Source organism: Deinococcus sp. YIM 77859 (genome assembly GCF_000745175.1).
Taxonomy (GTDB): Bacteria; Deinococcota; Deinococci; order Deinococcales; family Deinococcaceae; genus Deinococcus.
The window spans coordinates 1,876,537-1,895,945 of sequence record NZ_JQNI01000002.1; the positions used below are offsets into that span (position 1 = coordinate 1,876,537).

Below are 19,409 nucleotides of genomic sequence, written 5' to 3' on the forward strand. Positions count from 1 at the left end.
GGCTTCCTCCTCAGGTGAAGTGAAGTTGAGAATTACTCGACGATGGCGAGGATGTCGCGCTCGTTCAGGATGGAGTAGTTCTTACCGTCCAGGGAGACTTCCGTACCGCCGTACTTGGCGAAGTACACGGTGTCGCCTTCTTTCACGTCCAGCGCGACGCGCGTGCCGTTGTCGAGCAGCTTGCCGTTGCCAACGGCCACGACCTTGCCGCGCTGGCTCTTTTCCTTGGCCGTATCGGGAACGTACAGGCCCCCAGCCGTCTTCTGCTCGGCTTCTTCGATAATCTCAACGAGAACGCGGTCGCCCAGTGGTTTCAGCATGGGTGTCCCTCCTGTGAAGTGAAATGTGAGCGTGGCGGCAGGCTGCCGAGCAGTCCGGCAGCTTTTTGCCGTTCCAGACGGAATAGTAGTCCCCTCGGCTCAAGAAAGTCAACACCTTGAATCTGACAATCTGAGTCTTGTGCGCTCAAGCTGCGCCAGCACGCTGCTTTTGGGCCCATGTCTTGACATCACAATGCCCAACGTATATACGTAATACATATATCTAGCAAACGTTGTGTGCCTCTCCTGGAGGAGACCTATGCCCCGACCCAACATTCTGTCCCGTTCAGCGTTTGAAGACGCGTTTGAGGCGCTCAACGGGGCTCCGGTGACCCTGGCGGTGCTTGACCTTGACCACTTCAAGCTGCTGAACGACACCCTCGGGCACGCGGAAGGGGACCGCGTGCTGCGGGACGTGGAACGCCTGCTGTCGGGCAGCCTCCCCACGGGCAGCGTGATCGGGCGAGTGGGGGGTGACGAGTATGGGGTGATCCTGCCTGAAACGGCTGCTGAGACGGCCCTGATTCTCTTTGACGAGGTGATTCGGCACTTTCACATTCACCGCGATCCGCACTGGCCGCGCACCCTCAGCCTGAGCGTTGGCCTGGCTGCTCGGCCCGCGCACGCCCACACCTTTGCCGACCTGTACCGTGCGGCTGACGAGGCACTCTTGCGCGCCAAACGCGAGGGCCGCAGCCGGGCCTGCATCTACGTGGAGAGCAAGATGATCCTGAAGTCCAACTACTACCCCAAAAGCCAGCTCGAACGCCTCGCCAAGCTCTCGGGTGCGCTGGGCCGGACCGAGGCGTCCCTGCTGCGCGAGGCGCTCGAACACCTGATCGAGCGGTACCGGGAGGCGTTGTGACCGGGGCAGCTTCGCGGGAGGGGGAGAAGAGCCCCCAGGAGAGGTTGTCAGAAGGGTGGCACGCCGCCCTCTCCGAAGCCTGGATGGCCTACTGCCGGGGTTCTTATCCCATCGGAGCCGTCGTGGTGGACGGGGCCGGGCAGGTGATCGCCCGGGGGCGCAACCGGCTGAGCGAGCCTCGCGGGGCGGCGGGGGGCGTCATCAGCGGGCATGACCTGGCCCACGCTGAGATCAATGCCCTGCTGAATCTGTCTGCCACGCCGCGTCCGGAGTGTTACAGCTGGACGGTGCTGACCACGGTGGAACCCTGTCCGCAGTGTGCGGGGGCCATCGCCATGAGCGGGCTGCGGGCGGTGGAGTATGCTGCGCCGGACCCCTGGGCGGGCTGCACCCGGCTGCTGACCGACGATCCCTACGTGTCGGGGAAGAGGATTCAGGTGGGCCGCGCGCCGGAGAATGTGCAGCGGCTGGCGCTGCGGCTGGCGCTGGTGGGCTTTCTGGAAGCGGGGCACAGCAGACTCGGGCCTGTCCTCCAGGCCTTTCAGGAGTATGGAGAAGACCTCGCCGCCGCACACGAACTGCATGACCGGGGCACCCTGCAGGCCCTGCGCTCGGCTGGGGCAGCCCTGGGGGACGTTCTGGGCGTTCTGGGTGGAGGGGCCCCGTGACCGGGGCCAGGTCCACGGGACCTCTCGCCTTCCCCCGACCGCACCGGCCGTGCCTTGTCTGGGTCGAGCACGGGGACCGCGGGTTGATGGCCGGGTTGCGGCCCTGCGGCGCGACTGCTGACCGCGTGAATCTCACGCCGCACCGGGCGCTTACAGCCAAGAGTGTGGGCTGAAACCGGAGCCGGAGTGCCCTGCGTGCCGGTGGATGGTCGCAACTGACCGCCCGCCGCCCATACGGTGGGCGCGCCGCAGACGGAAGGTGCTCGTCGGCCCGGTGGCGGCACCCCTGAAGGAGTTGCCCAACGAGGAGTGCGCGGAGATGGGCTGGACAGTCAACGCCCTTGCGGTCATGCCCGACCACGTTCACCTGTCCCTTGCTACGGGGCCGGACGTGTCTCCGGCTCAGGTCATGCACGCGCTCAAGGGAGACACGCTCCTCCTGGGTCAGCAGCGGAGTTCATCGCCGCCCAAAAAACGAGGGACTCGGTGGCGACGCTGCGCAAGGTCTACAGGTTTCGGTTGTGCCCCACCCAAGAGCAGGGGCAAGCCTTCCTGGCGCTGGCCGGGAGTCGCCGCTTCGTCTCTCGCCGCTCAGCCACGAACTCACCGCCCTCAAGAAGCAGGACGAGACGGCGTGGCTTCAATCCTGGCGCAGCAGCGGATAGGGGTTGATCGCGCCCCCCAGCTCATAGATCCCGTAGTGCAGGTGCGGGGGCGTGCCTTTCGCGTTGCCGCTGTCTCCCACATAGCCCACCACGTCCCCAGCCTCCACCCAGTCGCCTTCCTGGAGGTCCGGATAGCGGTCGAGGTGCGCGTAATAGTGCCGCTGTCCGCCGGGCCCGAGGAGGGTCACGGTGCGGCCCCCCAGCCGGTTCTCGCCCACGTTGAGGACGAGGCCGCGCGTCGTGGCGCGGATGGGCGTGCCGCGCGGCGCGAAGATGTCCACCCCTTCATGCCGCCGCCCCTCGCTGCGGGCTGCGCCCCAGGTGTCCACGAAACGCTGGCCCGGCAGGGGATTGGGAAGGCTCTGTTCGGTGGGCGCCGGCGCGGAGAGCAGCGCCACGTACCGCCAGGCCTGTCTGGTGGCGGGCCACAGCAGAGAGGCGGCCCCGACCAGTACGGCGAGCACGAGAAGGAGGCGAAGGAGGCGGCGCACCTCCCCAGCATGGCGGAGCGGGATGAGAGCTGGCCCGCTGCTTTCCAACACCGAGTGGCCCTCCTGCTCGGGGAGGCCAGCGCAGAACGCGGGTGGCGAGGAATGAAGGCCACGTTCCAGCCGACGAAACCGGGACAACCAGGCGAATCCTGGCCGCGCCCGGGGTTTCTTTGCCGATATCGCCGCCATCGACGAAGGCGACCTCCAACATCCCTCCGGTCCTAACCCGCACGATGCCCGCTCTCGGGCATGTCTGGCAGGGTGCGGCTCCGCTCGCAGAGTGCGCTGCTGCTGGAGCCGACTCACCAAACGCCCCCTTCCCTGCCGAGCGTGCCACCAGCGGTGGGCTGCTTACCCCCTCTGGTAGAGGAGAGGCGCCGGGCAGGAGGGTTTGGAGAACAACAAGAAGGGCGCTGGGCAAAAGCCGTAGCGCCCTTCCCGCTCTCGCTTTTTCCTACCCGTTCACCACCTCGCCGCCATTCGGGTGCAGGACCTGTCCGGTCATGTAGCTGCTGTCCTCCGAGGCCAGGAAGACGTAGGCGGGCGCGACTTCAGCGGGTTGGCCGGGGCGCTTCAGGGGGACGTCCTGGCCGAAGCTCTCGACCTTTTGCGGCTCAAAAGTGCTGGGAATCAGGGGCGTCCAGATCGGTCCCGGAGCCACAGCGTTCACGCGGATGCCCTGTTCCGCCAGGCTCTGGCTGAGGCTGCGGGTAAAGGCGACAATGGCACCCTTGGTGCTGGAGTAGTCGAGCAGTTGGGGACTTCCCTTGTAGGCCGTGACGCTGGTGGTGTTGATGATGGTTGCACCCTGCTTCAGGTGCGGCAGCGCCGCCTGGGTCAGGTAGAACATGCCAAAGATGTTCGTGCGGAAGGTGCGCTCCAACTGCTCGGGCGTGATGTCCGTAATGCTGGGCTGCGGGTGCTGCTCAGCGGCGTTATTCACCAGAATGTCGAGCCGACCCAGCTCCTGAAGGGTCTGCTGCACGGCCTGCTGGCAAAACTGCGGGTCGCCGATGTCCCCGCTGATCGCCAGAGCGCGGCGGCCCTCGCCCTCCACAAGCGCCACGGTGCTTTGCGCGTCCTCGTGCTCGTCGAGGTACACCACGGCAACGTCAGCGCCCTCGCGCGCGAAGTGCACGGCGACGGCCCGCCCAATCCCGCTGTCCCCCCCGGTGATCAGCGCGACCTTGCCCGTCAGTTTGCCGCTGCCACGGTAATCATCGCGAATGGTGATGGGCTTTTGGTTCATCTCCGACTGGTGACCCGGCTCCTGGGCCTGGGTCTCGCCCGAAGCCTGTTGGGGAAAGTTCTCCGTCGGAGCCGACTCGGACTGGACGTTTTGCTTCCTGTCATCCTTCGTCATGTCGGGCACTCTTCCACGGCGTCCCGCCCGCCCGCTGTGTCTGGCTCACAAGCTTGAGACGGGCTAAAGGCCGTGCTGGACGGAAAAAGGCTTCGGTATGTGGGCTTTTTGCCCCCCGATGAATTCCATGACAACTTCCACAAGGAAGCGTTTGCCAGGGCGTTGAGCGGTCAGAGCACGCCCTTGACAACCTTGACCACGTTGGGCACGGTAAAGCCGAACTTCTCGAACAGCACCCGCGCGGGGGCTGACGCGCCGAAGGTGGTCATGCCGATCACGGCGCCGTCTGTTCCCACCCACTCGTACCAGGGCAGAGGGCTGGCTGCCTCGATGGCCACCCGTTTCACGCCGGGAGTCAGCACCGAGTCGCGGTACCCGGCGTCCTGCTCACGGAAGACTTCTATGCAGGGCATAGAGACGACCCGGGCCCGAATGCCCTCCCCGGCCAAGGCCTCGGCCGCGTCGAGGGCCAGGCTGACTTCCGAGCCGGTCGCGATCAGAATGACCTGTGCCGGACCGTCCTGGGGGTCGCGGACCACATAGGCCCCCTTGCGTACACCCGCGTGGTTTCGCGGGAGCACCGGGAGATCCTGGCGGGAGAGGGCCAGCGCCGTCGGGCCCTTGCCGTACTCCAGGGCCATCTGCCAGGCAGCGGCGGTCTCGTTCGCATCGGCGGGACGAATCACCCGGGCTCCCGGCACGGCGCGCAGCATGGCGAGCTGCTCGATGGGCTGGTGCGTGGGGCCGTCCTCGCCCAAACCGATGGAGTCGTGCGTCAGGACGTACGTAACCGGCTGGAATTGCAGCGCGGAGAGTCGGAAGGCGGGTTTGAGGTAATCGGCGAACACCAGGAAGGTGCCCACGAGGGGCCGCAGCCCCCCGTACAGCGCCAGGCCGTTGCCGGCAGCGGCCATGCCGAACTCGCGCACGCCGAAGTACACGTTGCGGCCCTCGTAGCTTCCGGGCAGGAGTTCGCCGCCGTCCTTGATGGTGGTCTTCGTGCTGCCGGAGAGGTCCGCGCTGCCGCCCATCAGACCCGGGACCACCTTGGCCAGCGCGTTGATGACTTCCCCGCTGGCGTTGCGGGTCGCGATCGCCTTGCCACCCACCTCAAAGGAGGGGAGGGCCTCGGCCAGGTTCTCGGGCAGGCGGCGGGCAAGCAGCGCGTCCACCTCGGCGGCGAGGTCGGGGTACTCGGCACGGTAGCGGTCGAGCAGGGCCTGCCACTCAGCTTCCCACGCCGCGCCGCGTTCCCGGGCGTCCATATGGGCGCGCACCTCGTCGGGAACGGTGAAGGGCGGGTAGTTCCAGCCCAGGGCCTTTTTGGTGGCGGCGACGCCCTCCTCGCCCAAGGGCTCGCCGTGCGCCTTGCTGGTGCCCGCTCGGGGGCTGCCGAAGCCGATCACGGTACGAACCTGAATGAGCGTGGGTTGCTCGGTGTTCAGCTGGGCCTGGCGGATCGCGTTCTCGATTTCGGTGAGGTCGTTGCCGTCCTGTACCCGCAGCACCTGCCAGCCGTAGGCGCGGTAGCGTTCGGCCACATCCTCCGATTCGGCCTTGGCGGTGGCCGTGTCGAGCTGCACCTGGTTGTCATCGTGCAGCCAGATCAGCTTGCCGAGCTTGAGGTGTCCGGCAAGGGCCGCAGCCTCGTGGTTCACGCCCTCCTGAAGGTCCCCGTCGCCCAGCAGGCCGTAGGTGTAGTTGTTAAAAATCGGGAAGCCCGCGCGGTTGTAGCGGGCGGCAAGGTGCGCTTCGGCAAGCGCCATGCCCACGGTCATCGCCGCGCCCTGGCCTAAGGGACCGGTGGTCGCGTCGAGGCCCTTGGTATGGAAGAACTCGGGGTGTCCGGGCGTCTTGCTGCCCCACTGGCGAAAGCGCTTGATGTCTTCAAGCGGCATGTCGTAGCCGGTGAGGTGCAGCAGCGAGTAGATCAGCATGGAGGCGTGCCCGGCCGAGAGCACAAAGCGGTCACGGCCCGGCCACTCCGGGTTCCGCGGGTTGTGGCGCAGGAAGCGCTGCCACAGCACATAGGCCATTGGAGACGCTCCCAAGGGCGCGCCGGGGTGACCGCTGTTGGCCGCCTGCACCGCGTCGATCGCCAGCGTTCGCATGGTGTTGATGCTGAGCTGATCGAGATCCTGTTGTACGGCAGTCATGCGAGCAGTGTACCGGGCAGCGTGAGGGCCAGCGCGGAGGTGTCTCCACACGCGATCAGCCAAGCACGTGCCCCCACCTTCTTCCGGCAGGGGCACCGTCTAAAGCTGAAGTTGGGGCCGCTTTGGGGTCCCTCCGGGCAGGCGAACGAGCACACCACGGCGCTCCCATTCCGGTAAGGACAGAATACGGTGATGGCGTAATCTTGTCAAGCTGATCTGTGAATGTGGCCCAGTTCTGAATTGCAGATGAATTCCCGGCAGGGTGATGGGGAGGGCTTCTGGGGGATGGGCTGTGGGTGAATATGCACCGGGCACCCCTCGGGCCTGCTTCGCCTGCTCGGTCGCCCGCCTCACTCACCGAGGTGACCGCTGGGAAAGGGGCAGGAGACAGCCTCACAGAACTCGGCCAGGAGTAAGAAAAAGTTCAGAGGTTAAGGGTATATTAAGAGCATGTCACGGCTGACCCTCGAAGAGCTGGTGTCCTACTTCTTCCACGCCCAGGCGAACGGGGCGCACGCCTACCAGCCCATCGACTTCGTTCGGCTGATCGAGGATCTGGGCTTGGAAAAGGCCAACGCACTGCGCGCCGAGATCGTGCAGCAGCTGGCGGGAGGACGGCGGCTTCAGGTGATTCAGGCAGAACTCGCGGCCTAAGCAGTCCAGAGAAACAAGCCCCGCCGCGGCGGGGTTTTCTTTGGTGTGGGATGGGGCCGGGCATCTTGGTGCGGGCTGCCCCCACCCCCAGAGGGGGCAGGGGGAGCGGCGCTGCGCGGGGCAAGCGTCGTCCCGGACGTGGGAAGGAGTGCTCACCTCGCCCATGTTCCTGCCTGGAGGCCCCCCTGCTGTCCACTCTCCTCCCGCGGTGAGCCCTACCGGGCCGTGCCTTTAGGGGGCGCGTACTGCTTCAGGCCGCCTGCCCGTTCGAATTCGGCCTGAAGGTCCGCGAGGGGGCGCTGCGGGCGGCTGTTCGGGTCACCGGGCAGCGTGCGGGCGTAGAACTCCAGCGCGTCGGGGTAGCTGTCGCCGTCCGCGTCGGCCTCTGCCGTGAGAACGCTGTACAGGACGTCCCCAAACTTCGCCCCCGGGTGCTGGCGGAAGCCCGCGCGCAGGCTCTCGCCGAACGCGTTCCAGCCCTCGCCGCCCTGTGGGCGCAGGTGGCAGGTCACGCAGGGCATCACCCTCCCGGACAGCTGCCACAGCGGATCGTCCCGGTCATGGCCGAGTTGCTGCGCGGCCTGAAGGCGGTACTTCGGCAGGGCCAGGGCGGCGGGGGCGGAGAGCAGCACCAGCCCGGCAAGCGCAGCGCCCAGGCGCGCCGTTACGCGATCCACCGCGGTCCCCCGAAGTCCCCACGCAGAATCTCGCGGGCGTCCAGGCCCAGCCACCTTGTGAGGGCCTCGGCATAGATCCCGCGGAAGTCCTGCCGGTACTTGATGTCGCCGTCTGCAAGGTCTTCTAGGTCGGGGCTCTCGCCGTGAATGCCGCCCCGGACGCCGCGGCCCAGGGCAAACATCACGCTGCCCTTGCCGTGGTCGGTGCCCGCGCTGGCGTTCTCCGCCACTCGCCGCCCGAACTCCGAAAAGCCCATCACGATCACCCGGTCCGCCAGACCCTGCGCCTCCAGATCGGCCTGAAAGGCTGCGAGGCCCGCGGCGAGTTCGGCGAGCAGTCCATCCTGCTCGGCCCGTTGCCCGGCGTGGGTGTCAAAGCCGCCCAGGGAGACGTACAGCACACGCTGGCCGGTTCCGGCGGCAATCAGGCGGGCGGCGTCGCGCAGCGCGGCGGCGAACCGGCCCTCGGGGTAGCGCGCACCCTCCCGGTAGCGGCGCACGTTTTGCTGCACTCGGCGCGTGTTGGCGAGCATCTGCCGGGTGGCCTGCCCCAGGTACGCGGCCTCGCCCGTGCGTGGGGTCTTCAACATCGCCTCAAACGCGCCCTCCAGGCCCGCTGGGAGCTTGGCCTGGAAGCTGTCCACCCCGTCGATAGAGGGCAGGCTGAATGCAGAGGCCCGCAGGGCCTGGGGCGTGATGCCCCCCAGGTTGGAGGCGCAAAAAGGATCGCCGATCTTTTCGGCAAGGCGTCCGATCCAGCCTTCTGCCTGGCCCTGGGTGGGGTCGGCGGTGTGCCAGATCGCCATGGAGGCGAAATGCGAACGGTTGGGGTTGGGATAGCCCACGTTCTCCATCCAGGCGAGCTGCCCCGCGTCCCACAGCCCCATCAGGGGTTTGAGCGCCGGGTGCATGCCCAGGTCGGGCGTGAGCGTCAGCACGTCCTTTTTGGGAATGGCGATGCTGGGCCGTGCGGCGTAGTAGGCGCCGTTGGAGTACGGAATCAGCGTGTTCAGGCCGTCGTTGCCGCCGGTCAGTTGCACCACCACCAGCGTCTTGGTGCCGCTTGCCTGGGCGGCGGCCCGCGCCAGAAAGCCCGGCATACCGCTTGTTACGGCGACGGCGAGGGCGGAGTACTTCAGGAATTCACGTCGGTCCATGGTTACCTCAGGGGTAAGGCGTGAAGAAAAGCTGGGGGCAGCTGCTCTTGTGTACGCCTCTTCAGGCGAGCCCAAATTCCGGGCTGATCAGGGTCAGGTACGTGCGTTGCTGCGCGTTCAGGCCGGCGAGGGCCGCCTGCCACGGGCTGCGTTCGGTGCCCAGCAGGGCCAGGGTGGAGGGCGGCTCCGTTCGTTGAGGAGCCTTGCTGCCCAGCGTGAGCGCCGCCGCCACCTGCATCCGCAGGAGCAGCGCCGAGTCGTTGATCCACTCGCGCCCGCCGTCCCAGCCCTTGACCGTGTCGGGCTGGAGAAGGAGCTGTCCCATCTTTCCGGCGGTCTGGGCAAGGTTCAGAATCTGCTTGGCCTCCAGCTTGGGCTGGCCCAGGGCGCGCACGGCACCCACGATGTAGGCCACCGGGCTGCGGATGATCGCGGCGCGGCTCGCGTAAAAGACCTCGCTGGCCAGGAGTTCTTCCAGCACGGCCCGGATGTTGCCGTTGGTCTGGCGAAAGGTCGTGGCGCTCGCCGTGACCGCCTGCTCGTCGGGTGTATCGGCCACCAAGGCGCGGTGCAGCTTGCGGGCGATGAACACGGATGTGGCTGGGTGCGTGGCGGCGAGGCGAATCACGTCCTCGCCCCCCAGGAAGCCGCTTGTTCCCAGGTAGGTTTTGCGGCCCGCGTCGTGTTGTCCGGCCCGGAACACGAAGCGCGGCTCTTCGAGGAACCTCTGGTTGCCGCGCCCGCCCTCAAAGGTCCAGCCGGTCAGGGCGCGAGCCCCCTCGCGTACGTCCTCTTCCGTGTAGTGGCCGAGACCAGTCGTGAACAGTTCCAGCAGCTCGCGGCTGAAATTCTCGTTGGGCTTGCCCCGGCGGTTCTGGTCATTGTCCAGGTAGCGCAGCATGGCGGGGGACTGTGCCACCTCCAGCGTGAAGCGAGTGAAATCGGCGGTGGCGGCGTGACGGCGCAGCAGCGCGAGGTAAGCGGCGAGCATGGGGACGTTCCGCACCTTGTCGGTGCCGATCACAAAGTGGTTACTCCAGGTGAGCACCAGCACCTCGCGCAGGGGATGGGGCCCGTACAGCAGCTCGTACAGCCACCCGGCCCGCGTGAGCTGAAGTCCTGCGCCGGGCGTGGCGGCCTCCTGCGGCTTGAAGGGGTTGTCCGGCGCGAGCCTCTGATCAAAGGCGAGCAGTTCGCGCGCCACCTCGCGGGCGTCGCGGCCAGCCAGAGCGCGGATCTGCGCGTCTGTCGCACCGAACGCGGTGCGGCGCAGCAGGTGCGCGGCGTCCTCCAGGGTAAGGGGGCGGGAGAGGGGCTTTAGGGACATGGAACCTCCAAACACGAAGCAGGGCACATGGTCAAGTGTTGGAGGCGCTGGCCCCCAGGAAAGTTCCCAGCCGCCTTGTCTTCACCTCTTCGATCTCGGCCAGCGCCCGGCGAAGCGGCGCGTCCGGCAGGTTCCCGACCAGCCACACGAAGTGCTGCCCCACTCGGCGCGAGGCCACCCCCGGCGCGGCGCGGACGTTTCGGGGGGCAATCACCAGGGCAAGCACGTTGATTCCGTCGCTGAGGGTAATCTCCACTCCACCCGCTGCCCGCGCCTGGACTTCCGTCGGGGTGAAGCCGGGCGGAAAGCGCAGACCGGGGAGGGCCGCCAGGACCGCCGCTCGCAGGCCTGCGGGCACCGCGGGTACCGGCTGCGAGCGGCGCACCGGGGTCGCGCTGACCCGGGTGAAGGCGGCGCGGCGGGCCAGGTTCCCGTCCGGCATCCGTTCCTCATAGGCCAGGGGAACATTCCAGGTGCGGTCGATCCAGAGGGTCCAACGCGCCGCCTGCCCGACTTTGGGTGTGAGGTCGAAACGGGTCACGTCCCGCCCGGCGATCGGCGCGGCCTCCCGCTGCGTGACGTGAAAGTGCTGCGCGATCAGGGCGGGTCGAAACGGCACCCGGGGAAGAACCTGCGCCGTTCGGGTGGGCACCGCGCGGGGGGGAAACAAGACCTGGACCTCCACGCTGCCCCGCGCTGTCAGCGTCCGCGCCTGCTGTAGGGCTGCGGTCAGGGCTTCGAGGTCGCTCGCCCGCCCCGTTCCCGCCAGAAGCGCGGCAAGCAAGCAGAGGCGCCGGCTCACCAGCCCTCTCCAAGAACGCTGTGGTAGGTGTCGTAGGCCGCACTCGCCGGCAGGGCGGGGGAGGGCCGCGCCGCGAGCAGCCCGGCGAGCACGGCCGCGCCCGCGAGCGGCCAGGGCCACCACACGGCCCGGGGACGAGCCAGCGCGTCTTGCCTTGCCGACCGGTGCCGCTCAAGGAAGCGCTCGGCTGCTCCCGCGTCGGCGGGCGTCTCCTCCCGAGCCCGTGCGAACAGGTTATCCAGTTCAAAGTCATCCATCATCGCCTTCTCCTCACGGCGTGACCCCGATCTCCAGCAGCAGTGCCCGTAGGGCTGCCCGCCCGCGCGCGATCCGGCTCCTCACGGTTCCCAGCTCCACGCCCAGCACCCCGGCGATCTCCGCGTACTCGAGGCCCGCGAGTTCCCGCAGGGCCACGGCGTCGCGCTGCTCGGGCGGCAGCTGACGCATCGCCCAGGCCAGCCGCTCGCGCAGGTCCGCCTGCTCTCCGGCGCGGGCGGGGCTGTGGGGCGCAGCCGGCTCCGGGGCCTCGTCAAGGGGCAGGGTGGGGCGAACGCGGAGCGCCTTGTGACAGGCGTTCAGGGTGACGCGGTGCAGCCAGGTGCTGAACTGCGCCTCCCCACGAAAACGGCTGAGGTGGTGGTACACGCTGATAAACACCTCCTGCACCACGTCGTCGGCGGCCCCCGGACCCACGGTGCTTGCGGCCAGGCGGTGAACGCGGGGGGCATGCCGCCGCACCAGCGCCTCAAAGGCCGCCTCCCGGTGCGGGCCGGGGTGCGCGGCGAGGGGCACAAGCTGGGCGTCACTGAGGGATTGCAAGGTCACCTCAAGGGTAGGAGACTGCCGGCGAAGAAAAAGTTCCCGGTGAGTCGCCCCTCCCCTAGACTGGGGGCATGGCCCGCCTGACCCTCTCGCCCTCCGCCGAGGACTACCTCAAGCATCTGTACCTGCTGGGGCAGCGCGGCAAGGTCAACACGCAGGCGCTGGCCGACGCGCTGGGCGTGATGCCCGCCAGCGTGACCGGCATGCTGCGTAAGCTCAGCGAGCAGGGCCTCGTCGCCCACGCGCCCTACCAGGGGGCCAGCCTCACCGCAGAAGGGCAGCGGGTGGCGCTGGAGGTGCTGCGGCACCACCGGCTGCTCGAACTCTTCTTGCACCGTGCGCTGGGCGTGCCCCTCGACGAGGTGCACGAGGAGGCCGAGCAGCTCGAACATGCCCTTTCCGAGCGGCTCGAAGCGCGCATTGCCGCCTGGCTGGGTGACCCCACCCACGACCCGCACGGTGACCCTATCCCCACGCTGGCGGGTGAGCTGCCCACCCGCGCCGAGCGCCGGCTGACGCAGCTCGCGCCGGGCGAGACGGCGACCGTCGCCCGCGTTCCCGATCGCGATCCGGCGGGCCTGCGGGCCCTGCTGGCGGCGGGGCTAACACCCGGCGCCGTGGTGCTTGTTCGGCAGGTGGATGCCGCGCTGGGCACCCTCACCGTGACGCTGCCCGGCGAGCGGGTGCTCACCCTGGCGCTGGCCGTGGCCGCGCAGGTGCAGGTGCACGGGAATGGTGACGCCACCGCCTGAACCGCCCAGCCCCCCGGCAGCAGCCGAGCGTGATCGGCCTGCGACGGACCCGCGTTCCCTGTGGCACCGCCAACTGGGCGCCGCGCACCTCGCCCTGACCTTCCTGACCACGCTGCCCCTTCCCCACGTCACCCGGGTCCAGGACGGCGATTTCGCGCGGGCAAGCGCCTTTTATCCCCTCGCTGGATATGCTGTGGGGGGGCTGGTGGCGCTCACCCTCTGGCTTCCGCTGCCTCTGCCGCAGGGGGTACAGGCGGCCCTCGCGGTGGCCGCCTGGCTGGCCCTCACCGGGATGCTGCACTTTGACGGGCTGGTAGACAGCGCCGACGCCCTCTTGGCCATGAAAAGCCCCGAGCGGCGGCTGGAAATCCTGCGTGACGTGCATGTGGGCGCCTTTGGCCTCGCCAGCGGCGTGACCGCGCTGCTGGTTCTCTGGAGCCTGTTGGCGGCGCCGCTTCCGGTCTTTGCCCCGCTGGTCGCGGCGGTGGTCGCGCGGCTGCTGGTGCTGCTCCCCATGAACCTCTACCCGGCGGCGCGGCAGGAGTCGCTGGGGGCCCGCTCGCGCGAAGGCCGATTGCTGCCCGCCCTGCTGCTCGCCCTGCCCGCCCTGCTGCTGCCGGGGGCCTGGGCCGCCGCCCTCGTGGCCCTCGCCGGGGTGCTGCTGACCGCCCGCTACGCGGCGGCGCGCCTGGGCGGGGGTCTCAACGGGGACGTGTACGGCCTGCTGATCGTCACGGCAGAACTGCTCGCCCTGTGCGCCTACGCCTGGGGCCGGGGTTGACGCTCACCCTGCACCTCGTTCGGCACGCCCCCACCCTGCCCAACGTGGAGGGACGGTATCCCCGCCCGGACGAGGACGCGCCGCTCTCTGCGGCAGGCCGCAACCTGGCTGCCGCCCTGCGCTTGCCCCCCGGGGCGCTCGCCTACACCTCTCCCAGCCGGCGCGCCCGCGAGACGGCGGCGCTCGCCGGCTTTCCGCAGGCCGTACCCGTCTCCGCCCTCGCCGAAGCCCGTTTCGGGGTGATGGCGGGCCGCACCTGGGCCGAGCTGGAAGCGGCCTTTGGAGAAGCGCCCCGGGCCTGGATTGACGGGCTGGCCGACCCGCATTCCGACCTGGGACCGCCAGGAGGGGAGACGGGCGCGGCCTTTCACGCCCGCCTGCAGACCTGGCTTGCCACGCTGCCCGAGCGGGGCGAGGCCGTGGCCTTTACCCACGCCGGGCCCCTGCAGGCCGCCCTGCGCCTGACGGTTGGTCTGCGCGCCGTCGCCACGCCCCCCGGTACGGTGGCGACCCTGCGCCGCGCCGGGGGCCATTGGTGGCTGACCGAACTGACCGGCCCCTCATAGCCCCACCTTTCGCCAGCGCCCCGAGGCGAAGCGCACGGCATACGCCACAGCAGCAAAGGCGATAAAGACGAGCGCCGACGCCCACGCCCCGACGACCCCGAAGCGCGGTGCCAGCCAAGTCGCGCCCAGCACCATCACCAGCCACGCGCCCGCGAGGGTCACGATCAGCCGAAAGCGGGTATCGCCCGCGCCACCCAGGGCCCCGCCGAGGACAATCGCCACGCCGTCGAACACCTGGTAGGCGGCCATCACCGCGAGGACTGTCTTTCCGACCGCAAGCACCGCCGGATCGCGATTAAAGAGGCCGATCAAAGCTTGCGGCAGGGTGAGAAACAGCAGCGCGAGGAGGCCCATCAGCCCCGCGGCGATGCTCGCTCCCCGCCAGCCGATGCGGGTGGCGATCTCGGCTCGGCCCGCTCCCAGCGCCCGTGAAAGGAGGCTCCCGGTGGCCGACGCGAGCGCGAAGGCGGGCAAAAACCCCAGGCTGGCAAGCTGGTTGGCGATCTGGGAGGCGGCGAGCTCCACCGGGCCCAGGCGGGAAATCACCCCCTGAAAGGCCGTAAAGGCCGAGACCTCTGCGAGTTCGGTGATCCCGGCGGGCAGGCTGACGCGGACGAGGCTCCTCACCTCGGCGCGGGTGGGCCGCACGAGCCCGAACGGCCCAAAGCGGGGCCCGTGCTGGCGCGCGAGCAGCAGCAGCGCCAGCCCGTTTTGCACGCTGACCGCGATCACGGCGGCCCAGGCCGCTCCCACGACGCCCCACCCCAGCCCGAAGATGAAGAGCAGCGCGAGGGCGGCATTCAACACCACCACCAGCCAGGCGAGCCCCATGGGGGTGCGGGTGTTGCCCAGGCCCACCATCACGGAGAGGGCGGCGCTTCCCAGCATGACAAGCGGGATTTCCCACACGCGGACCTGGGCATACCCGCGGGCGACGGCGGTGACCTGCGGGTCCGGGTGCAGCAGGGTAAACAGCCCGTCAAGGAGTGCCGGGCCGAGCAGCGCCAGCGGCACCCCAAGCAGCGCCACGCTGAGAAACACGCACGCCCAGCGGCGCACCCCCGGCGGATCGCCGGCTCCCAGCGCCCGAGCGACAAAGGTGGCGGCGGTGTTCACGCTGCCGCGCAGGAGCAGCACCAGCGTGAGCAGGCAGATGCTGGCAAAGCCCACCGCGCCGACCTCCACCACACCCAGGCGGCCCATGAGCAGGGTGTCGGTGAACCCCACCGCCGTGTAGGCCAGGTTGGAGAGCATCAGCGGCCAGGCGAGGCGCAGCAGCTCGCGCGTGCGGCCCTGGGGCGGAGCGGCGGAACCAGCGGACATGTCCGGCACGCTAGCACTCCGCGCCCTTTTGCTATCCTGATCCCACCTGGGAGCGGGGAAGTCCGGTGAGAATCCGGCGCTGTCGCGCAACGGTAAGCAGGCCTGGCCTGTCAAGCCCGAATGCCCCCCAGGGACGTCCCGCCCGCTGACTGGGCGAGGACACCTCTCGCCGTTAGAGGGCCGAATTTCAGGAGGCTGACCGTGTTTGTCTGCCCCGCTCTGGCCCGCGGCTGGAGCGGGGTTATCGTGCGCCCGCTCCTGCTGTCCCTCCTGCACGCCGGAGTCTATGCGCCGTCTTCTGCTGCTTGCTGTTCTGAGCCTGGCCCCTGGGGCCGCCGCCACCACCTACCCCCTCACCGTCACCGACGACCTTGGCCGCACCGTCACCCTCCGGACCGAGCCGAGGCGCATCATCGCGATGCTGCCCTCGCACACCGAGACCCTGGTTGCCATCGGCGCCGGAGACCGGCTCGTCGCAGTCGACCGCTTCAGCAACTTCCCCAAAAACGTCACCGACAAGCTCCCCAAGGTGGGCAGCGCCTATCAGCCCAACCTGGAAGCAATCCTGGCCCTCAAGCCCGATCTGGTGCTGGCGGATGAGTCGGCGGGATCGCGCCTGACCGAAAAGCTCGCTGCGGCGGGCCTCACCGTGTACGGGGGCACCGCGCAGACCTACAACGAGGTGTTTCAAAAAATCGCCGTGCTGGGCCGGCTGACGAACCGCGAGGCGGGGGCCACCCGCCTGATCACGCGCCTGCGCAGCGAGCTCAACGCCCTGAGCCAGAGCGTCGCCGGGCTTCCCAAGGTGAGCACCTACTACGAGGTGGATCCCAGCCCCTACTCGGTCGGCCCCAACTCCTTTATCGGCACGCTGATCACCAAGGCGGGGGGGCGGACGATCGTGCCCGCCAGCCTAGGGGACTTTCCCAAGCTCGACCCCGAATTCATCGTCAAGGCCAACCCCCAGGTGATGGTGGGGCTCAGCCTCAACGACGCCCGCAACCGCCCCGGCTGGGCTGGGGTGCAGGCCGTGCGGTCGGGCCGGGTGTACGCCCTCACGCCCGAGGAGCGTGACGCCCTTTCGCGACCTGGTCCACGCCTCCCCGACGCGCTGCGCACCCTGATCCGTTTCCTACACCCCGAGGCGCTCAAATGACCGGCGACGCGACCGCCGCTCGCCGCGAGGCGGCCATGCGTGAACTGGAGGAGGCGCGCGCACAGCACCGCAAGCGGGAAGACCTGACCCGGGGCCGCCGCGGCCTCCTCATCGTGAACACCGGCAAGGGCAAGGGCAAGACCACCGCGGCCCTGGGCCTGATGCTGCGCGCGCACGGCCGAGGTCTCAAGGTGCGCCTCTTTCAGTTTCTGAAGCACGAGCACGCCAAGTTCGGCGAGCACCGCACGCTCGACCTGTTGGGGATTCCGTACGAGGGCCTGGGGGACGGCTTTACCTGGCGCTCGCGCGACCTGGAACATTCCGCCGCCCTGGCCGCGCACGGCTGGGAACGGGCGCGGGCCGCCATCCTCGCGGCCGAGGATGACCTGATCGTGCTCGACGAGTTCACCTATCCGCTCAAGTACGGCTGGGTGTCCTGGCCGGAGGTCGAGGCCACGCTGCGAACGCGTGCTCCCCGGCTGCATGTGGTGATCACCGGGCGGGACGCCCCGCCGGAGCTGATCGCCCTGGCCGACACGGTGAGCGAGATTCAGCCCGTCAAGCACGCCTATGAGGCCGGGATCGGCGCGCAGGCCGGCATCGAGCACTAGGGGGCCAGACATGATCAGCTGTATTGGGGTGGGGCCGGGCCACCTGGACTGGCTGACCCGGCGCGGCGCGGCGCTCATTACGGCCGCCGACGTGGTGGCGGGCTTTGCCTCCGTGGTGGAGGTGGTGCGGCCCCTGCTGCGGCCGGAGCAGCGGGTCATCACCATGGGCTACCGCGACCAGGTGGACCGGCTTGCCGAGGTGGCGGCCCTGCACCATGCCGGGCAGCGCTGCGCCGTGGTGTTCATGGGGGACGTTCACTTTTCGGGCTTTCAGTACCTGGAGCGGGTGGAGCGGGCCTGCGGGCATCCGGTGGAGACGGTGCCGGGCATCTCCAGCGCCCAGCTGCTGGCAAGTCGGGGCCGCGTCTGCTTTGACGAGACCACCTTTGTCACCTTTCACCGCCGCGGTGACCTCACGCCCTTCAAGACGCACCTGCGCGACGTTCTGCGGGCAGGCCGTCACGCCATCGTGATTCCCCGGCCCTGGGACCTGATGCCGGGGGACATCGCCGCCTACCTGCTGGGCAGCGGCCTGAGCGCCGCGCACCGGGTCGAGGTCTGGGAGAACCTCTCCCGCGAGGAGGCCGCCTGGCGCGGTACCCTGGGCGAGCTCGAGGGCCGCGCCTTTTCGGACCTCAGTATTCTCCTCATTCGGGCGCTCAAGCCCCTGCCCACCGGCTTGGAGGGAGAAGCGTGAGCGCGCCCGCCGACGCCCTGCTGCTTGCCGCGCACGGCAGCCGTGACCCGGCGAACGCGGCCCAGTTCGGGGAATTGGTCGCGCAGGTGAGGGCGCTGGCCCCGGAACGAATCGTCACCCACGGCTTTTTGGAATTCAATACGCCCACCCTGGACGAGGCCGCGCGTGCGGCGATCGCGGCGGGCGCCCGCCGCCTGGTGATGGTGCCGGTGGTGCTGCTGGCTGCCAGCCACGCCAAAAACGACCTGCCCAGCGAGCTGCGCGCCCTGCGGGATGAGTTTCCGGAGGTCGACATTCATCTGGGCGCTGCCCTGGACCTGCACCCAGCGCTCCTGGAGGTGTGCCGTGAGCGCCTCCTGGCCGCCGAGGCGGGCGCTCCCGAGGTGCGCCGTGCCGACACGCTGCTTCTGGTGGTGGGGCGCGGCACCACTGACCCGGACGCGAACGGGGACATTCACAAGCTCGCCCGTTTTCTGGAAGAGGGCCTGGGCTACGGCGGCAGCCTGGTCTGTTACAGCGGCACGGCCCGGCCCGACCTGCCCACCGGGCTCGCCCGCGCCGCTCGGCTGGGCTTCCGGCGGGTGGTGGTGCTGCCCTACCTGCTCTTTGACGGGGTGCTTGCCCGCCGAGTGCGGGCGGCGGTGGCGGCGGCCGCGCAGCGGTTTCCGGACGTCGAGTTTCGCGCGGCGGGTCACCTGGGACCGCATCCGCAGGTGGCGCGGGTGCTGCTGGAGCGGGCCCGCGAGGGCATCGAGGGCCGGGGCCACATGAACTGCTCGCTGTGCAAGTACCGGGTGGCGGTGGTGGGCTACGAGGCCCAGGTGGGTGCGCCGCAGGTCGGCCACCACGGGGCGGTGCGCGGCCTGCTCGCCCGCGAGGAGGAGCCCCGGCCCGCCTGGACGCCCTACGTGCCCCATCCCATCGAGCGCGAGTCCATGGCGATCATCGCGGGCCTGCGCGACTGGTCGGACGTGCCCCCGGCGGACCTCGCCGCCGTACAGCGTCTGGTGCACACGGCGGGTGATCCCGGCATCGTGGAGGACCTGTACTTTTCACCGGGGGCGACCGAGGCGGGGGTGCAGGCGCTGCTGCGCGGCCTGACCATCGTGACCGACGTGACCATGGTGCAGAGCGGGCTCAAGCGCGAGCTGCTGGGGCGCCTGGCCCTCACGGTGTGGTGTGGCGTTCACGACCCGGAAACGCACCTGCTCAGCCGTCAGGCGGGCATCACCCGCTCGGCGGCGGGCATTCGGCGGGCCTATGAAAAGTTTGGTAACGACTGCATCGTCGCCATCGGGGACGCGCCCACCGCCATCTTTGAGGCGGTGCGCCTGATCGAGGAGCGGCGCTGGCGACCCGGGCTGGTGATCGGCCTGCCGGTGGGCTTTGTGGGCACCCGCGAGAGCAAGGCGGCCCTGCGCGCCTGCCTGCGGGTACCGCGCATCACCAACGCGGGCACCCGGGGGGGCAGTCCCTGGGCGAGCAGCGTGGTGAACGCCCTGCTGATCGAGGCCCAAAACCGCCTGGCGGCCGCTGCCGGAGCGGCCTCGTGAGGT

General features: G+C 69.2%; 22 protein-coding genes, 1 pseudogene and 1 riboswitch. Of the genes and pseudogenes, 12 read left to right on the plus strand and 11 right to left on the minus strand.

Annotated elements, in window-relative coordinates; translation table 11 throughout:
* Window positions 1–32: 32 nt before the first annotated feature.
* Window positions 33–320: a co-chaperone GroES gene (groES, locus tag EI73_RS09260; protein ID WP_034386143.1), complete on the minus strand. Its 288-nt coding sequence runs from the start codon at window positions 318–320 to the stop codon at window positions 33–35.
* 259 nt (window positions 321–579) lie between these two features.
* Between groES and EI73_RS09265 the strand changes: the two genes are divergently transcribed.
* The 4 genes and pseudogenes from EI73_RS09265 to EI73_RS16960 all read left to right on the plus strand — a co-directional run bounded on the left by EI73_RS09265 (window position 580) and on the right by EI73_RS16960 (window position 2,525).
* The gene (locus EI73_RS09265; protein ID WP_034386144.1) at window positions 580–1,185 is read left to right on the plus strand and encodes a GGDEF domain-containing protein; all 606 of its coding nucleotides are present in this window, start codon (window positions 580–582) and stop codon (window positions 1,183–1,185) included.
* 44 nt (window positions 1,186–1,229) lie between these two features.
* Window positions 1,230–1,853, plus strand: coding sequence for a nucleoside deaminase (locus EI73_RS09270; RefSeq protein ID WP_231557314.1), 624 nt, complete (start codon window positions 1,230–1,232; stop codon window positions 1,851–1,853).
* 244 nt (window positions 1,854–2,097) lie between these two features.
* A pseudogene (locus EI73_RS15935) lies at window positions 2,098–2,295 on the plus strand (transposase); the annotation flags it as partial.
* 44 nt (window positions 2,296–2,339) lie between these two features.
* Window positions 2,340–2,525, plus strand: a complete 186-nt coding sequence (locus tag EI73_RS16960) for a helix-turn-helix domain-containing protein (RefSeq protein WP_197050756.1) — start codon at window positions 2,340–2,342, stop codon at window positions 2,523–2,525.
* Here EI73_RS16960 and EI73_RS09275 read toward each other — a convergent pair.
* From EI73_RS09275 to tkt, 3 genes are all read right to left on the minus strand, one after another.
* Window positions 2,494–3,009 carry a M23 family metallopeptidase gene (locus EI73_RS09275; RefSeq protein ID WP_034387995.1) on the minus strand — a complete coding sequence of 172 codons (516 nt, stop codon included), beginning with the start codon at window positions 3,007–3,009 and terminating at the stop codon, window positions 2,494–2,496. The genes EI73_RS16960 and EI73_RS09275 overlap by 32 nt on opposite strands.
* Before the next feature lie 454 nt (window positions 3,010–3,463).
* On the minus strand, window positions 3,464–4,372 hold the full coding sequence (locus EI73_RS09280) for an SDR family oxidoreductase (protein WP_034386148.1): 909 nt from the start codon (window positions 4,370–4,372) through the stop codon (window positions 3,464–3,466).
* A gap of 170 nt (window positions 4,373–4,542) precedes the next feature.
* Complete coding sequence (gene tkt / locus EI73_RS09285) at window positions 4,543–6,528, minus strand: transketolase (protein ID WP_034386149.1); 1,986 nt, start codon at window positions 6,526–6,528, stop codon at window positions 4,543–4,545.
* Window positions 6,529–6,978: 450 nt separating this feature from the next.
* On the opposite strand from tkt, the gene EI73_RS09290 reads away from it, so the two are divergent.
* Window positions 6,979–7,182 (plus strand): hypothetical protein, encoded by a 204-nt coding sequence (locus EI73_RS09290; RefSeq protein ID WP_034386151.1) that lies wholly within the window; start codon window positions 6,979–6,981, stop codon window positions 7,180–7,182.
* Between the two features lie 215 nt (window positions 7,183–7,397).
* Here EI73_RS09290 and EI73_RS09295 read toward each other — a convergent pair whose 3' ends face one another.
* The 6 genes from EI73_RS09295 to EI73_RS09320 all read right to left on the minus strand — a co-directional run bounded on the left by EI73_RS09295 (window position 7,398) and on the right by EI73_RS09320 (window position 11,964).
* Entirely contained in the window at window positions 7,398–7,859 is a 462-nt protein-coding gene (locus EI73_RS09295) for a hypothetical protein (RefSeq protein ID WP_231557315.1), read from the minus strand.
* Complete coding sequence (locus EI73_RS09300; RefSeq protein ID WP_034386152.1) at window positions 7,847–9,016, minus strand: DUF1501 domain-containing protein; 1,170 nt, start codon at window positions 9,014–9,016, stop codon at window positions 7,847–7,849. Before EI73_RS09300 ends, EI73_RS09295 begins: the two co-directional genes overlap by 13 nt.
* Before the next feature lie 61 nt (window positions 9,017–9,077).
* Window positions 9,078–10,343 (minus strand): DUF1800 family protein, encoded by a 1,266-nt coding sequence (locus EI73_RS09305; RefSeq protein WP_034386153.1) that lies wholly within the window; start codon window positions 10,341–10,343, stop codon window positions 9,078–9,080.
* Window positions 10,344–10,374: 31 nt separating this feature from the next.
* Window positions 10,375–11,145, minus strand: a complete 771-nt coding sequence (locus EI73_RS09310; protein WP_034386155.1) for a sigma E regulatory protein MucB/RseB — start codon at window positions 11,143–11,145, stop codon at window positions 10,375–10,377.
* A complete protein-coding gene (locus EI73_RS09315) occupies window positions 11,142–11,405 on the minus strand; it encodes a hypothetical protein (protein ID WP_231557316.1) in 264 nt (87 codons plus the stop codon). The genes EI73_RS09310 and EI73_RS09315 overlap by 4 nt, the downstream gene beginning before the upstream one ends.
* Window positions 11,406–11,415: 10 nt before the next feature.
* Complete coding sequence (locus EI73_RS09320) at window positions 11,416–11,964, minus strand: RNA polymerase sigma factor (RefSeq protein ID WP_034386156.1); 549 nt, start codon at window positions 11,962–11,964, stop codon at window positions 11,416–11,418.
* A 74-nt stretch (window positions 11,965–12,038) separates the two neighbouring features.
* Between EI73_RS09320 and EI73_RS09325 the strand changes: the two genes are divergently transcribed.
* The 3 genes from EI73_RS09325 to EI73_RS09335 are packed head-to-tail and all read left to right on the plus strand — an operon-like array spanning window position 12,039 to window position 14,066.
* Window positions 12,039–12,719: a metal-dependent transcriptional regulator gene (locus EI73_RS09325; protein WP_034386158.1), complete on the plus strand. Its 681-nt coding sequence runs from the start codon at window positions 12,039–12,041 to the stop codon at window positions 12,717–12,719.
* Entirely contained in the window at window positions 12,700–13,500 is an 801-nt protein-coding gene (locus tag EI73_RS09330; RefSeq protein WP_081908995.1) for an adenosylcobinamide-GDP ribazoletransferase, read from the plus strand. The genes EI73_RS09325 and EI73_RS09330 overlap by 20 nt, the downstream gene beginning before the upstream one ends.
* Window positions 13,497–14,066, plus strand: coding sequence for a histidine phosphatase family protein (locus EI73_RS09335; protein WP_034388002.1), 570 nt, complete (start codon window positions 13,497–13,499; stop codon window positions 14,064–14,066). Before EI73_RS09330 ends, EI73_RS09335 begins: the two co-directional genes overlap by 4 nt.
* On the opposite strand, the gene EI73_RS09340 is transcribed toward EI73_RS09335, so the two are convergent.
* Window positions 14,061–15,389 (minus strand): MATE family efflux transporter, encoded by a 1,329-nt coding sequence (locus EI73_RS09340; RefSeq protein WP_034386160.1) that lies wholly within the window; start codon window positions 15,387–15,389, stop codon window positions 14,061–14,063. The two genes, EI73_RS09335 and EI73_RS09340, sit on opposite strands and share 6 nt — an antisense overlap.
* A 30-nt stretch (window positions 15,390–15,419) precedes the next feature.
* A riboswitch (cobalamin riboswitch) is annotated at window positions 15,420–15,536 on the plus strand.
* Between the two features lie 139 nt (window positions 15,537–15,675).
* Here EI73_RS09340 and EI73_RS09345 point away from each other — a divergent pair.
* Genes EI73_RS09345 through EI73_RS09360 form a run of 4 tightly spaced genes read left to right on the plus strand, consistent with a single transcriptional unit; the run spans window position 15,676 to window position 19,406 of the window.
* Window positions 15,676–16,545 (plus strand): ABC transporter substrate-binding protein, encoded by an 870-nt coding sequence (locus EI73_RS09345; protein WP_034386162.1) that lies wholly within the window; start codon window positions 15,676–15,678, stop codon window positions 16,543–16,545.
* Window positions 16,542–17,156 carry a cob(I)yrinic acid a,c-diamide adenosyltransferase gene (cobO, locus tag EI73_RS09350; protein ID WP_081908996.1) on the plus strand — a complete coding sequence of 205 codons (615 nt, stop codon included), beginning with the start codon at window positions 16,542–16,544 and terminating at the stop codon, window positions 17,154–17,156. The genes EI73_RS09345 and cobO overlap by 4 nt, the downstream gene beginning before the upstream one ends.
* Before the next feature lie 10 nt (window positions 17,157–17,166).
* On the plus strand, window positions 17,167–17,853 hold the full coding sequence (locus EI73_RS09355; RefSeq protein ID WP_034386163.1) for a cobalt-precorrin-7 (C(5))-methyltransferase: 687 nt from the start codon (window positions 17,167–17,169) through the stop codon (window positions 17,851–17,853).
* Complete coding sequence (locus tag EI73_RS09360; RefSeq protein WP_034386165.1) at window positions 17,850–19,406, plus strand: precorrin-8X methylmutase; 1,557 nt, start codon at window positions 17,850–17,852, stop codon at window positions 19,404–19,406. Before EI73_RS09355 ends, EI73_RS09360 begins: the two co-directional genes overlap by 4 nt.
* Window positions 19,407–19,409 lie beyond the last annotated feature (3 nt).

Excerpts from the sequence above, each read along its gene's own strand:
- groES (WP_034386143.1), bottom strand. The coding sequence starts at position 320 with ATGCTGAAACCACTGGGCGACCGCGTTCTCGTTGAGATTATCGAAGAA.
- EI73_RS09265 (WP_034386144.1), top strand. The coding sequence starts at position 580 with ATGCCCCGACCCAACATTCTGTCCCGTTCAGCGTTTGAAGACGCGTTT.
- EI73_RS09280 (WP_034386148.1), bottom strand. The coding sequence starts at position 4,372 with ATGACGAAGGATGACAGGAAGCAAAACGTCCAGTCCGAGTCGGCTCCG.
- tkt (WP_034386149.1), bottom strand. The coding sequence starts at position 6,528 with ATGACTGCCGTACAACAGGATCTCGATCAGCTCAGCATCAACACCATG.
- EI73_RS09290 (WP_034386151.1), top strand. The coding sequence starts at position 6,979 with ATGTCACGGCTGACCCTCGAAGAGCTGGTGTCCTACTTCTTCCACGCC.
- EI73_RS09300 (WP_034386152.1), bottom strand. The coding sequence starts at position 9,016 with ATGGACCGACGTGAATTCCTGAAGTACTCCGCCCTCGCCGTCGCCGTA.
- EI73_RS09305 (WP_034386153.1), bottom strand. The coding sequence starts at position 10,343 with ATGTCCCTAAAGCCCCTCTCCCGCCCCCTTACCCTGGAGGACGCCGCG.
- EI73_RS09315 (WP_231557316.1), bottom strand. The coding sequence starts at position 11,405 with ATGATGGATGACTTTGAACTGGATAACCTGTTCGCACGGGCTCGGGAG.
- EI73_RS09325 (WP_034386158.1), top strand. The coding sequence starts at position 12,039 with ATGGCCCGCCTGACCCTCTCGCCCTCCGCCGAGGACTACCTCAAGCAT.
- EI73_RS09330 (WP_081908995.1), top strand. The coding sequence starts at position 12,700 with ATGGTGACGCCACCGCCTGAACCGCCCAGCCCCCCGGCAGCAGCCGAG.
- EI73_RS09340 (WP_034386160.1), bottom strand. The coding sequence starts at position 15,389 with ATGTCCGCTGGTTCCGCCGCTCCGCCCCAGGGCCGCACGCGCGAGCTG.
- EI73_RS09345 (WP_034386162.1), top strand. The coding sequence starts at position 15,676 with ATGCGCCGTCTTCTGCTGCTTGCTGTTCTGAGCCTGGCCCCTGGGGCC.
- cobO (WP_081908996.1), top strand. The coding sequence starts at position 16,542 with ATGACCGGCGACGCGACCGCCGCTCGCCGCGAGGCGGCCATGCGTGAA.
- EI73_RS09355 (WP_034386163.1), top strand. The coding sequence starts at position 17,167 with ATGATCAGCTGTATTGGGGTGGGGCCGGGCCACCTGGACTGGCTGACC.